Source organism: Bacillus sp. C-3-6 (assembly GCF_054509685.1).
In genome coordinates this window covers 3131637-3144547 of sequence record NZ_CM137247.1, presented here as the reverse complement: position 1 = coordinate 3144547, position 12911 = coordinate 3131637, and the positions used below count along the sequence as shown (strand labels likewise).

General features: G+C 40.0%; 12 protein-coding genes, 1 pseudogene, 1 riboswitch and 1 other annotated feature. Of the genes and pseudogenes, 7 read left to right on the top strand and 6 right to left on the bottom strand.

The genetic code is table 11. The annotated features are described in order from the left end of the window. Positions 1–13: 13 nt before the first annotated feature. Both ACW0JX_RS16140 and ACW0JX_RS16135 read right to left on the bottom strand, forming a co-directional pair. Positions 14–253 (bottom strand): DUF3923 family protein, encoded by a 240-nt coding sequence (locus ACW0JX_RS16140; RefSeq protein ID WP_000747681.1) that lies wholly within the window; start codon positions 251–253, stop codon positions 14–16. Between the two features lie 75 nt (positions 254–328). After that, positions 329–706: a hypothetical protein gene (locus ACW0JX_RS16135; RefSeq protein WP_459244923.1), complete on the bottom strand. Its 378-nt coding sequence runs from the start codon at positions 704–706 to the stop codon at positions 329–331. A gap of 299 nt (positions 707–1005) precedes the next feature. Here ACW0JX_RS16135 and ACW0JX_RS16130 point away from each other — a divergent pair, with 299 nt between their 5' ends. The 4 genes and pseudogenes from ACW0JX_RS16130 (at position 1006) to ACW0JX_RS16115 (ending at position 7266) form a co-directional block, all read left to right on the top strand. Next, positions 1006–1920 carry a tetratricopeptide repeat protein gene (locus tag ACW0JX_RS16130; RefSeq protein ID WP_098126970.1) on the top strand — a complete coding sequence of 305 codons (915 nt, stop codon included), beginning with the start codon at positions 1006–1008 and terminating at the stop codon, positions 1918–1920. A 42-nt stretch (positions 1921–1962) separates the two neighbouring features. After that, a pseudogene (locus ACW0JX_RS16125) lies at positions 1963–2085 on the top strand (ubiquinone biosynthesis protein UbiE); the annotation flags it as partial. A 142-nt stretch (positions 2086–2227) separates the two neighbouring features. After that, the gene (locus ACW0JX_RS16120) at positions 2228–4732 is read left to right on the top strand and encodes a collagen-like protein (protein WP_142947138.1); all 2505 of its coding nucleotides are present in this window, start codon (positions 2228–2230) and stop codon (positions 4730–4732) included. Positions 4733–4752: 20 nt separating this feature from the next. Next, on the top strand, positions 4753–7266 hold the full coding sequence (locus tag ACW0JX_RS16115; RefSeq protein ID WP_459244922.1) for a BC_3345 family exosporium-associated protein: 2514 nt from the start codon (positions 4753–4755) through the stop codon (positions 7264–7266). Between the two features lie 73 nt (positions 7267–7339). Here ACW0JX_RS16115 and ACW0JX_RS16110 read toward each other — a convergent pair whose 3' ends face one another. Both ACW0JX_RS16110 and ACW0JX_RS16105 read right to left on the bottom strand, forming a co-directional pair. Continuing rightward, the gene (locus tag ACW0JX_RS16110) at positions 7340–7483 is read right to left on the bottom strand and encodes a hypothetical protein (RefSeq protein WP_000945243.1); all 144 of its coding nucleotides are present in this window, start codon (positions 7481–7483) and stop codon (positions 7340–7342) included. A 96-nt stretch (positions 7484–7579) separates the two neighbouring features. Beyond that, a riboswitch (cyclic di-AMP (ydaO/yuaA leader) is annotated at positions 7580–7722 on the bottom strand. 38 nt (positions 7723–7760) lie between these two features. Then, positions 7761–8222, bottom strand: coding sequence for a GNAT family N-acetyltransferase (locus tag ACW0JX_RS16105; RefSeq protein WP_000601232.1), 462 nt, complete (start codon positions 8220–8222; stop codon positions 7761–7763). A 209-nt stretch (positions 8223–8431) separates the two neighbouring features. Here ACW0JX_RS16105 and ACW0JX_RS16100 point away from each other — a divergent pair, with 209 nt between their 5' ends. Beyond that, positions 8432–8680 (top strand): GlsB/YeaQ/YmgE family stress response membrane protein, encoded by a 249-nt coding sequence (locus ACW0JX_RS16100; RefSeq protein WP_069355969.1) that lies wholly within the window; start codon positions 8432–8434, stop codon positions 8678–8680. A gap of 63 nt (positions 8681–8743) precedes the next feature. Beyond that, complete coding sequence (locus ACW0JX_RS16095) at positions 8744–9865, top strand: AI-2E family transporter (RefSeq protein WP_053563951.1); 1122 nt, start codon at positions 8744–8746, stop codon at positions 9863–9865. 29 nt (positions 9866–9894) lie between these two features. Here the strand turns inward: ACW0JX_RS16095 and ACW0JX_RS16090 are convergent, their stop codons facing one another. After that, positions 9895–11052 carry a 1-deoxy-D-xylulose-5-phosphate reductoisomerase gene (locus ACW0JX_RS16090; protein WP_000241788.1) on the bottom strand — a complete coding sequence of 386 codons (1158 nt, stop codon included), beginning with the start codon at positions 11050–11052 and terminating at the stop codon, positions 9895–9897. 138 nt (positions 11053–11190) lie between these two features. Beyond that, positions 11191–11398: a binding site (T-box leader), on the top strand. A 43-nt stretch (positions 11399–11441) separates the two neighbouring features. On the opposite strand from ACW0JX_RS16090, the gene ACW0JX_RS16085 reads away from it, so the two are divergent. Next, complete coding sequence (locus ACW0JX_RS16085) at positions 11442–12440, top strand: tryptophan--tRNA ligase (RefSeq protein WP_089171467.1); 999 nt, start codon at positions 11442–11444, stop codon at positions 12438–12440. An 8-nt stretch (positions 12441–12448) separates the two neighbouring features. Here the strand turns inward: ACW0JX_RS16085 and ACW0JX_RS16080 are convergent, their stop codons facing one another. Continuing rightward, positions 12449–12895 (bottom strand): NUDIX hydrolase, encoded by a 447-nt coding sequence (locus tag ACW0JX_RS16080; RefSeq protein WP_459244921.1) that lies wholly within the window; start codon positions 12893–12895, stop codon positions 12449–12451. Positions 12896–12911: the final 16 nt, after the last annotated feature.

The window sequence follows — 12911 nt, the reverse complement described above, 5'->3', positions numbered from 1 at the left end:
TAATTCAAAAAAACTAAATCGTATAATTATGTTTTTTACTCATTCTCAAATTAATGATTAGCCATATAATTTGAAAAAATACCGGTATGATAAACGTGATTAATAAAACGATAAGTGATATTGATTTAATTTCAGGTGTTTGAATAACACCAGCACCATCAACATCTCGTAGCCAAATAATAGCGGCCCATATTCCAAAAACGATAATCCAAAATATGTTACCAATCCACCAAGAAATCCATCGTTTTTTCATGTTAGCACCCCTACATTTATCTACTGTTAAAAGTATATTTTCTTTTGTTACATTTATAATGAAACAACTTTAAAATCAGTTTTTAACTGTATATCTAACTTGTTTGAAGGTTACTATTTCTCCATCATCATCATCGTCTTTCGTTTGTAAAAGTTGAACTTTTGGTTTGTAGTCCGTCCTATGAGCGTGTTCGATATCTTTAATGTTAAGTTTGTAGGCTTCACCATTTTTTAGTTTTTGTTCCAACACTTTTTTATTAGCAACATAAATAAAAGTTACTTTATTTTCATCAATGCCTTTAGTTTTAATTTCTAATTCATTGTCTTTTGCTGTGATCGTTGGTGTTAATAATTCCATACTGCCTTTCCCGCTTTCTAAAGAATTCTCTGCTATAGTTGAGCATCCTGATAATATGATTCCAGTGAATAGAAGAACAAGTAATTTCTTTTTCATGACATACCCTCCGATTCTATGTGATTTTTGATTTTGGTATTGTTAGACTGCTAGTGTTTTATGTAAACGTTTAGTGAGCATCCCTTTCGATTGTACCATAATATGTAAAATGATACAGGCTGTATATCCAATTTAAGGGAGATTGAAAGTTTACTTATTATTGTAAATTCGTGTGTTTTAGCTGCTATTTCAATCGAAATGTAGACGAGAAAAAGAAATTTTTTTATAGAAATTATAATTTTTACATTTTACTATAATGATAGGGAATAGATGAATTCATTTACTTCGGAGGTAGTTATTTGAACATTAATGAGAAGGCAATTGAAATGTTTGAACAAAATAAATATGAGGAAGCAATGGAACTGTTTCAACAAGCAGTACATGAATCTAGAGACGTACAATCTCTCAATAATCTTGCCTGGATGTACTTTTATGAGGAAGAGAATGATGATAAAGCTCTTGAATTAATAAGAGAAGTTGTTAAGTTGAATCCTTCTTCATACTTTCCTTATAACATCTTAGGGGACATTTACATGAAACAAGAAAAATGGACAGAAGCGAAAGAAGCATTACAAAAGTCTATTTCGATTCAACCATCAGATGAAGCATATCATAATGTAGCTGTAGCGCATTATAACCTTGGAGAGTTGGAAAAAGCTTCAGAATTTTTCTTGCGAGTTGCAGGGGATTCGGACTATATCATGTATAGCTATGTAAAATGTTTAATTGATTTAGAACGAACGACAGAAGCAAAAGAGAAGTTAGATACTTTTAACAGGGAATCTGATAATTTTTTAGGGGAAATTAATGTAGCAGATTTATATGTTGAGTTGAATTGCTATAAAGAAGCAATTGAATGGTTCGAAAAGGGATATAAAGAATGCTGGAAAAGTCCTAATTGGATTGGTAGGTTTGTGTATGCTCTATATAAAACGAATAATTTCTCCCATATAAATGAAGTTATACGGGAATCTATCGAAGCGAAAACAGCAGAAATAGAAGATGTTCAGAATGAAGAAGTAGAAGAAAACTGGACAGAAAATGATAAGAAAGAGTTAATTGAGGAATATACAGAAGAGAATAATTGTTATAAAACAATGGTAGAACGTATCAAATCTGGATACGTTCCAGGATTAGAGTTTGAAACTGATTATATAGGGGCTTGCTATTTATTTGGTTGTAAAAGACATAATCACCTTGAATATGAAAAATAAAAAGATTCGACTGTCACATATGATGGTCGAATCTTTTTATTAATAGAAGAGCCTGAACCATCGAGCTCGTTTGATGAAGAACTAACTGAGCTGTCTACGAAATATTATTCTTTATATAAAGCTAGGATGGTGCCAACTACTTTTATTATGAAAGCTAGAAAGTAAACTGTTTTTATAAAAGAAGCCTATCATTTCAAACAAATGATAGGCTTCTTTATTTTAATAAAATTGAGGTTAAATGTGTACTTTTGTTATAAAAATGCATTTCATATAAAAAGTGTAATTATTTTTGGGGAGGGGGATTGTTGTGCGTCATCATAGAAATTGCAAAAAATTCGGAGTGGCACTGCCTCTTCCACTTATAGGAGCAACTGGTCCGACAGGTAATAGTGGTCCAATCGGTCCAACTGGAGGGCATGAAGGTCCTGTTGGTCCTACAGGGGTGACTGGACCGACGGGAGCAACTGGGCCCCAAGGTCCTCAAGGTATCAGGGGGATACAAGGTCCCCGAGGGACAACAGGAGCACAAGGAATACAAGGAGCTATTGGTGATACAGGAGAGCAAGGTATAACTGGCCCAACTGGTCTCCAAGGTGCTCAAGGATTAATTGGAAACCAAGGTTTAATTGGTGATATTGGAGTACAAGGATTAGAAGGAATACAAGGAGCTACGGGTCCTGCTGGTAGTCAAGGTATACAAGGCACACAAGGAATACAAGGGGAAATAGGTGAGCGAGGACAAACGGGAGCACAAGGAATGCAGGGAGAGAGAGGCATAACTGGAGTCTCGGGTGTAACTGGTCCACAAGGTCCTCAAGGTGTTCAAGGAATACAAGGAGAGCAAGGGGCTATTGGTATACAAGGAGAAGACGGCCTCCAAGGGATACAAGGAATTACTGGAGAGGAAGGGCCACAAGGAGCTCAAGGAATACAAGGTGAAGTGGGTCCAACTGGTTCTACTGGAATACAAGGTGCTCAAGGGATAAGTGGAATAAAGGGGATAACAGGTGCAATAGGTTTACAAGGCCCACAAGGTGTGCAAGGAATACAAGGTATAACGGGAGCAACAGGCTTTCAAGGGATAAAGGGAATAAGAGGTATAACGGGAGCGACGGGTAGTATTGGTATTCAAGGCTTAGAAGGACCACCGGGCGGTCCGACGGGAACAACCGGTCCAATTGGTCCATCTAGTGGAGTGACTGGTCCATCAGGTCCACCAGGTCCACCAGGAGGTCCAACAGGTCCAACGGGAGCGACTGGTTCAACAGGTGTAAGCGGAGAGATAGGACCAATTGGAGCGCAAGGAGTGCAAGGTATAACCGGTCCAACAGGTCATCAAGGTGTAAGGGGAGCGCAAGGTTCCCAAGGTGTAGTTGGAGCAGTTGGAGTACAAGGTGCACAAGGTCCTCAAGGTAACCAAGGTATAACAGGTCCAACAGGTGCAGAAGGTTCTCAAGGAATACAAGGTCCGCTGGGAGTAACTGGTCCAACAGGTGCAGAAGGTCCTAAAGGTATTCAAGGTATTCAAGGTGTAATAGGTCCAACAGGAGCACAAGGAATGGTGGGAATACAAGGCGTATCCGGTCCAGTTGGTGTTACAGGAGCGGAAGGAACTCAAGGTGCACAAGGAATCCGAGGAGTAACCGGTCCTGCAGGAGCACAAGGTATACAAGGAGTTCAAGGAATTCAAGGGGAGACAGGAGCAGCTGGAACACAAGGTCCTCAAGGGGTTCAAGGAATACAAGGGACTACCGGATTGACAGGTACACAAGGTGCCCAAGGTTCTCAAGGAGTGCAAGGAATAATAGGACCGACTGGAGCTATTGGTTTGCAAGGTCCTCAAGGAATACAAGGAATAACGGGTCCAACAGGAGCTCAAGGAGTGCAAGGAATACAAGGTGTGCAAGGAATTATCGGTCCAACAGGAGCACAAGGAATTAGAGGCCCCCAAGGAAATACAGGGGAAATTGGTATAACAGGACTTCAAGGAGTCCAAGGGGCACAAGGTAGTCAAGGGCCCCAAGGTCCACAAGGAAATGTTGGAATTACAGGTGCAACGGGTGAAACTGGGGCTACTGGAGCAACCGGGGCAACTGGACCACAAGGAGTGCAAGGAGAGCAAGGGATTACGGGAATACAAGGAATAACGGGAACGACAGGCAATACAGGTGCAACGGGTCCGCAAGGAATACAAGGTATACAAGGAGTTCAAGGTTTGCAAGGCCCAACTGGAGCAAGTGGAGTGACAGGTGCTAGTGGTAGTATAGGACCAGTTGGAGCGCAAGGTAGTCAGGGGCAAAACGGAGCGGTTGGACCTACAGGTGCAACTGGTAGCGTAGGAGCAATAGGCTTCTCGGGAATAGTAGGAGCGACTGGAGCGACTGGTTTACCTAGTGGGGGCGGTTATTTCTTTTCCACTGCAACGAGTGCAATTGCAGCGAATGCGCTAATACCAATCAATTCTGGTTCTACAATTTTTGGATCAGGAATTAGTTTAACAAGTGCAACAACTGTAACGTTGAGTACGCCGGGAATATATTTAGTAAGTTATTATTTTCAAGGTGATCCAACTAGTGGGAATGAAACGATTTCAGTAAGGCTGACGTTAAACGGAACACAAGTCGCAGGGAGTTTTATTTTTTATGTTACAGCAGGTTTTTTATTGGAACCAGCGATTTCTAATACGATGATAATTCAAGTTACTTCTTCAAATTCCACCTTGTCATTACAAAATGGTCCATTAGCTATTGGGCATGTAACGACATTAGCAGGAGTAATAACAGCTAGCTTAAACATATTACAAATAGTTTGATGCGTTACAAACGGGAGGAGATGCTTGTGAAGAATCAAGATAAGTGTAGTAAGTTTCAAGCACCTATTCCTTTTCCACCGCCAGGTATTACGGGGCCCACTGGACCAACCGGTCCAACCGGTGCTTTAGGTGGACCGACTGGACCACAAGGAATACAAGGCGTACAAGGTCCAATCGGTCCAACTGGTCCTCAAGGAATACAAGGAGTGCAAGGGGTGCAGGGAGAAAATGGTCCAACAGGCCCAACGGGTTTAACTGGACCACAAGGTTCTCAAGGTAATCAAGGACCTATGGGAGAACGAGGGCCACAGGGAATACAAGGTGTTCAAGGAATTCAAGGTGAAAGAGGTCCGACTGGTCCAACTGGTATTCAAGGGATACAAGGAATTCCTGGCCCAATAGGTCCAACAGGCCCAACAGGAATACAAGGTATACAAGGAATACAAGGTGAAATCGGGTTAACAGGTCCAACAGGAATACAAGGTATACAAGGAGTACAAGGTGAAATCGGTCCAACGGGACCAACTGGAAATACGGGTATACAAGGTGTTCAAGGGAATTTAGGGAGTAGTGGTTTACAAGGGGTAATAGGTATACAAGGTATTCAGGGACCAATTGGCCCGACAGGTCCAACAGGATCTCAAGGAATTCAAGGAGAACAAGGTCCAATGGGACCAACAGGGGTAACTGGGGTCCAAGGTTTACAAGGTCCACAAGGTGAGATGGGGCAGGTCGGTCCAACAGGATCTCAAGGAATTCAAGGAGTGCAAGGTGAAATCGGTCCAACAGGCCCAACTGGTTTACAAGGTGATCCCGGTCCAACAGGCCCGACAGGAGCAACTGGGATAACTGGTCCGACTGGTTCTGCAACAGGTCCGACGGGAGCAACAGGTCCAACGGGGCCACCGGGAGGCCCGACAGGTCCAACAGGTCCAGCAGGATCACCAGGAGGCCCAACAGGTCCGACGGGAGCAACAGGGGCAACAGGGGCGACCGGAGCAACGGGAGCGACTGGAATTCAAGGAGTGCAAGGAGTACAGGGACCAACTGGAGCAACAGGTTTAACAGGTTTGCAAGGAGTGCAGGGACCAATTGGGGCAACTGGTCCAACGGGTGATCAAGGTATTCAAGGACCTCAAGGTGTAATGGGAGTAACAGGCCCAACCGGTCTACAAGGTTTACAAGGGATACAGGGACCGGTAGGGGCAACCGGCCCAACCGGTCCGCAAGGTGTGCAAGGGGTACAGGGGCCAATCGGTCCAACCGGCCCACAAGGAATTCAAGGCATACAAGGTGAGCAAGGCGTAAGGGGAGCAACGGGTCCAACTGGTTTACAGGGGTTACAAGGGATTCAAGGCATACAGGGACCAACTGGACCCCAAGGAATCCAAGGAGTACAAGGGCTGAGCGGCATAACAGGCCCAACCGGTCCACAAGGAATTCAAGGCATACAGGGACCTCAAGGAAATATAGGTCCAACCGGTTCGACTGGAATTCAAGGAGTGCAAGGTCCAGAGGGGCCAACTGGTCCAACAGGGGCAACAGGACCACAAGGAATTCAAGGCATACAAGGTCTACAAGGCCCAACCGGTCCACAAGGCATTCAAGGAATCCAAGGAATCCAAGGGCCTATAGGTCCAACCGGCCCAACTGGACCGCAAGGAATTCAAGGGGTAACCGGTTCGACGGGACCAACCGGAGCAACTGGAGCAACAGGTCCAACTGGAGTAACGGGTCCTCAAGGTCCCCAAGGAATTCAAGGACCACAAGGAGTAACAGGGCAGACGGGAGCAACTGGAGAGACAGGAGCAACGGGCTCACAAGGTCCACAAGGAATCCAAGGTCCACAGGGGATAACGGGTCCGACTGGAGCAACCGGCCCGACTGGAGCAACTGGTCCACAAGGTCCACAGGGAATCCAAGGTCCACAAGGTGTAACGGGTCAGGCGGGAGCAACAGGTCAGACGGGAGTGACTGGTGCAACTGGACCGACCGGAATACAAGGCATACAAGGAATAACTGGAGCAACAGGGGGAACGGGGGAAACGGGTCCAACAGGTGCCACGGGTCCAACTGGCTTGACAGGAGCAACCGGATCATCTGCTATATCGACAGGTGGCGGATATTTCTTTTCTACATCAACAAGTACAATTGCTGCAAATGCCAACATTCCAATTAATTCAGGGTCCACTGTATATGGCACTGGTGTATCTTTAACTAGTGCTACGACAGTCACAGTAGCGACGCCAGGAATATATTTAGTAAGCTACTATTTTCAAGGGGATGCAAATGGGGGGAATGAGACAGTATCTGTTAGATTGCTATTAAATGGAACGCAACTAACAGGGAGTTTTATACAAAACGTAACGACATCAACTGTAGTAATCGAACCAGCCATTTCAAATACACTTCTTGTGAATGTGACGAGTGCCAATTCAACATTAATATTACAAAATGGCCCGTTAGGTGTAGGGCATGTGACTACTATAGCAGGTGCGATTACAGCAAGCTTAAATGTAGTGAGAATTTTATAAAGAATATAAAAAACACAAGGAATGTCTTTGTAAGACACACCTTGTGTTTTTTAATATTAAATAAACATTTTCTTCATCTTTTCGGTTGAAAAATATGCTGAAAGAAGTATTTGTGATGTAAGTTATCTACAACTTTATTTGCTTGATATGTGCGTTGTTTTTCAATTCGGAGTCTTTGCTCCATCATTTTTATTGCGTGATCAGATAAACGTAACATAATACATTCTCCTTTTCTATAAATATAGGTGACTATTTGATATCGATCCCATATTTATAATTAAGGAGGCAAAATGTGTAACATAGGCAAAAAGCACCTTCCTCTCCCATTACGCTTACGAGGTTAGCTGTCGGACTCGGGAAGTGAGAGTTTCCCTACTTAAAAAAGATTCGCCCCAAGTAGCATAGCTACAAAAATGGTTCCCCCGCTCCAAAATTTGGACTCAGCAAAAGGTTTTATAAAGTAAAAAATAACATAAAGGAGCGAACAAGTCAAATTATTTTGTGTATTCTGTCTTTTTTAATTGCGTAAGAATCATACCGTCAGGAAGTATTGTATCTGATACTGTAATGAATCCGTGTTTTTTATATAAAGTAATAGCAGGGGTATTCGCTTTACCCGTTTGTACAATATATGTCATAGAAGAAGGGAACATGTTAAATATATAAATTAGGAGTTTCGTTGCGATTCCTTTTTGGAAAAAATCGGGCGATACAACTAACCTGTGGATATCGATTAATTTTTCTTCTTGTACAAAAGAAATAAAACCGACAAGTTTATTTTCAGAAAAATATCCATAGAATGTTTCAACACAACTTTGAATATCGTTTACAGTATCATATAAACGAGGTATGGCAGTACTATTTAAATAGTCTGCTTCAACTTTATAAGCTGGAATTTGAACCTGTAAAATGGATGTTGCTACTTCAAAAGAAGTGGAATTTAACTTAAGAATCATAGATAATGAAGCCTCCTTTAAATATGGTATATGAATATAATTGCTTTATGGGTGAGTTTGACAATATTTTTCTTTTTTGCATATAATATATGTATCTCCATATGTAAAATAGTAGTAAATATATTTCTATAGTGAAATATGATTAGCAATGATAAATACATATGTTTGTATTGAATCATACAAACTATAATAGAAATGGAGGACTAAAAATGGGATGGATTATCACATTAATAGTTGGTGCTATTATAGGTGCAATTGCTAGTTCTATAACGGGTAAAAATTTCCCAGGTGGTATGTTCGGAAATATTATCGCAGGTTTATTAGGTGCTTCGTTAGGTGGTAGATTATTTGGATCCTTTGGGCCATCATTTGGTGGGATTCATGTCGTGCCGGCATTATTAGGTGCAATCGTGTTAATTATTATTGTATCATTTGTAGTGAAAGCTGCAAGGAAATAGAGATATAGATTATGATGAAGAGCCCTGAATAAGGGCTTTTCATCATTCGAAGAGGTGGTTTCATTGGAGAAAATAAATATAAGAAAAAGAGATAAGTTAAGAAAGTTTTTTAGAGAACAAAATTATTTGGCGGTATTACTTGGATTTGCGTTATTGTTCATTAATATTTTATTGCTAACAAAAATATCATTTGTTTTTACACCGTTTATCGTATTTTTAAAAACAATTTTCTTCCCAGTACTATTAGCAGGCGTGCTATTTTATATTTTGCATCCATTCGTTTCGCTTTTAGAAAAGAAAGGTGTTTCAAGAATCGTATCGATAGCTTCCATATATTTAATCGTACTAGGGTTATTTGTATTTTTAGTTGTAACGGTTATCCCTATTATTAAAGATCAAATTGATGCATTAATTGATAACTTACCGTATTTTGGCCATGAGATTGAACAAGCAGCACGTAGATTCGGGGAAAGTAATTTACTCGGTAAAATTCAGGAGAATTTAAATATTAATGTTGCGAATATGGTAAAAGACTACACAGTTGATTTTACAAAGTCATTATCATCAGTAACTGGGAATGTAACTGGATTTTTGAGTACTGTTACAGAGGTTGTTTTAACATTTGTAATGGTTCCATTTATATTGTTCTATCTTTTAAAAGATGGTGAGCAATTGCCGAATCACTTTTTAAAGTTTATTTCAGAGCAAAGACAACCAGCAGCAATGAGAATATTAGATGATATGCATTATGCGATTAGTTCGTACATTAGAGGGCAAATTATAGTTAGCTTGTTTATCGGTATTATGCTATTAATCGGTTACCTTATTATCGGTATTAAATATGCAGTACTACTCGCTATTTTAGCGATGATTGTAAATATCGTTCCGTACGTAGGACCAATTATCGCAATTACACCAGCGTTAATTATTGCGTTTATTGATTCGCCAGGGATGGTTTTAAAGGTAATTATTGTAATGATGGTTGTACAATTAGCAGAAGGTAAATTTATTTCTCCGCAAGTTATGGGTAAGAAGTTAGATATTCACCCAATTACAATCATATTTATCATTTTAACTGCCGGAAACTTATTCGGGATTATGGGCATTATTTTAGCCATTCCAGGATATGCGATATTAAAAGTGTTAGTTACACACGGTTATAGATTTGTTAAGTTGAATACATGAAAAAAAGAGCTAAAACAGTGGGAACTGTTTTAGCTCTTTTTTATTAACAATTCATTTGCATATTGGCGCGCCCATTGATCCGCTTCCAATATAGCATCAAGTGAAGGATCTTTTACATTATGATGAGCTTCAACTGTTTTGTAAATTGTTTTTTCAATATCGAAAAAGGCAATTTCATTTTTTAAGTATAGTGCATTCGCAATTTCATTTGCTGCATTTAATACAGCGGGAGTAGTACCACCGATTTTGCCACATTCATATGCGTATTGTAGACAAGGGAACTTCTCTAAATCTGGTTTTTCAAAATGTAAACTACCGATTTCTAATAAATTTAATTTTTCATAGGAAGAAGGTAGCCGAGTAGGATAGTGAAACGCATATTGAATCGGCATTCTCATATCAGGAGCACCGAGCTGTGCCATAACTGATCCATCAATAAATTCTACTAAAGAATGAATGATACTTTCTTTATGAATCATTACATCAATTTTTTCATACGGAATATCAAATAGCCATCTCGCTTCCATTACTTCAAAGCCTTTATTCATTAATGTGGCAGAATCAATCGTTAGTTTTGCACCCATTAACCAGTTTGGATGTTTTAAAGCGTCCTTAGCTTGTAATGTTTGCATTTCTTCACGTGTTTTATCACGAAAAGCACCACCGGAAGCTGTTACAATTAACTTCTCAATCTCTTTATTATTTTCGCCGTTTAAACATTGGAAAATAGCTGAATGCTCACTATCTACTGGAATTAAGCGACATCCGTTTTGTTGCGCTAGTTCAGTTACGATATGTCCAGCTGCAACCAAAGTTTCTTTATTAGCAATAGCGATATCTTTCTTCGCTTTTAATGCCTCAATTGTTGGGAGTAATCCTGAAACACCTACAACAGAGCTTAATACAAGATTTGAATCAGGGTGAGTAGCTACTGCAATTAAGCCATCAGTCCCGTGTGTGATTTTTGTATTTGCTGAAATACGCGTACGAAGCTTGTCTGCTAAGTCTTTTGTCGCAACGCTTACAATACGAGGTTGAAACGTTTTGATTTGTTGCTCAAGAAGATCGATATTATAATTTGCGGTTAAACCGACGATTTTAAAATGTTCAGGATGAGCTGAAACGACATCTAATGCAGATGTGCCGATGGATCCTGTTGAACCTAAAATTGATATATATTTTACCATGAAAAAACCTCCAAAGTTGTTTCGAATATTTCTGCAAACCTATATAACATTAGACAATTGAAGTGGAAATTCCTGCTATATAAAATAGAAAATTAGGGTTTGTTTGGAAGTGAAATGTGATAAACTGTAAAAAATAACGAAAAAGCAATGAAAGAGAAGAGTACATATTCGAAACTTTTTAGAGAGCTGATGTGTGGTGGAAATCAGTAAGGGATGAATATGGAATGGGCTCTGGAGCTGCTAACTGAAATGAGTAGGTAAAGACGGTTACTTCACGTTATTGAAGTATGAAGTGAGCTAATGATAGCTAATTAAGGTGGTACCGCGGGAGCCTCTCGTCCTTTTTAAGGATGAGAGGCTCTTTTTATTTTGAGAAAGGAGGAGTTAGTGTGAGTGAAAAAATAATGTTAACAGGAATTAAGCCGACAGGTTATCCGCATTTAGGAAATTATATTGGTGCGATTAAACCTGCATTACAAATGTCAAAGAATAATGAAGGAAAAGCATTGTACTTTATAGCTGATTATCATGCATTAAATGCTGTGCATGATTCAGAAAAGTTCAGCAGTTATACGAAAGAGGTAGCAGCTACTTGGTTATCACTTGGACTTGGTGAAGATGTTGTTTTTTATCGGCAAACAGAAGTACCGGAAATTCTAGAATTAGCTTGGATTTTAGCTTGCCTAACTCCGAAAGGTCTTATGAACCGTGCTCATGCGTATAAAGCGAAGGTGGAGCAAAATAAAGAAGCAGGGTTAGAGGTCGATGCGGGAGTGAACATGGGGTTATATACGTACCCGATCTTAATGGCAGCCGACATATTACTATTTCAAGCTACACATGTACCTGTCGGAAAAGACCAAATTCAACATATTGAAATCGCGCGTGATATTGCGACGTATTTTAATCATACATTTGGCACGACATTTACACTACCGGAGTATGTCATACAAGAAGAAGGAGCTATTTTACCTGGTCTTGATGGAAGGAAGATGAGTAAAAGTTACGGAAATGTAATCCCATTATTTGCAGAGCAAGAAAAACTTCGAAAGTTAATATTTAAAATCAAAACAGACTCTTCACTTCCAAATGAACCGAAAGAATTAGAAACATTATTTATGATATATAAAGAGTTTGCGACAGAAGACGAAGTACAGTCATTACGTGAAAAATATGAGACTGGAATCGGATGGGGCGATGTGAAAAAAGAGTTGTTTCGCGTTGTAGATCGTGAGTTAGCTGGACCTCGTGAAAAGTACGCAATGTATATGAATGAGCCGGATTTATTATATGAAGCATTAGAAAACGGTGCTGAGAAGGCACGCGCTATTGCGAAGGTAAATTTAGCGGAAATTAAAAAACGGATTGGATTTGAGAGGGAACGTTAAGCGTTCCCTTATTTTTTTAGATAATCTGTAATAATCTTCTCGATAACAGGAGGAAGATTATTAGGTAATTCATCAAGTGAAAAGAAGCGTAGTTCTTTCGATTCCGTATGGTCGCATACAAGCTCACCGTGGAATTCTCGGCAAATATAAACAACGAGTACACCGTGTACTTGATCGCCATTTGGATAGATTTGAAAGAAATCTGGCCCTGAGTATGTACGGAATAGTTCTGGATTTTTAATAATAAGTCCAGTTTCTTCATATACTTCTCGCTTTAAAGCGTCTTCTAATGTTTCTTTATATTCTAAAGCGCCGCCAATAATGCCCCAGCGGTTAAAGTCTGTACGGAGCTGCAGTAATACTTCACCTTTTTCATTTACTATAATGGCGTGCGAACCTATTAAAATAAGTGGATGATTTCCTACTAAATTTCTCATGTCTTCAATATAACCCATGTTTTGACTCCTTGTT

Excerpts from the sequence above, each read along its gene's own strand:
- ACW0JX_RS16140 (WP_000747681.1), bottom strand. The coding sequence starts at position 253 with ATGAAAAAACGATGGATTTCTTGGTGGATTGGTAACATATTTTGGATT.
- ACW0JX_RS16135 (WP_459244923.1), bottom strand. The coding sequence starts at position 706 with ATGAAAAAGAAATTACTTGTTCTTCTATTCACTGGAATCATATTATCA.
- ACW0JX_RS16115 (WP_459244922.1), top strand. The coding sequence starts at position 4,753 with ATGCTTGTGAAGAATCAAGATAAGTGTAGTAAGTTTCAAGCACCTATT.
- ACW0JX_RS16110 (WP_000945243.1), bottom strand. The coding sequence starts at position 7,483 with ATGTTACGTTTATCTGATCACGCAATAAAAATGATGGAGCAAAGACTC.
- ACW0JX_RS16105 (WP_000601232.1), bottom strand. The coding sequence starts at position 8,222 with ATGATTCTTAAGTTAAATTCCACTTCTTTTGAAGTAGCAACATCCATT.
- ACW0JX_RS16100 (WP_069355969.1), top strand. The coding sequence starts at position 8,432 with ATGGGATGGATTATCACATTAATAGTTGGTGCTATTATAGGTGCAATT.
- ACW0JX_RS16090 (WP_000241788.1), bottom strand. The coding sequence starts at position 11,052 with ATGGTAAAATATATATCAATTTTAGGTTCAACAGGATCCATCGGCACA.
- ACW0JX_RS16080 (WP_459244921.1), bottom strand. The coding sequence starts at position 12,895 with ATGGGTTATATTGAAGACATGAGAAATTTAGTAGGAAATCATCCACTT.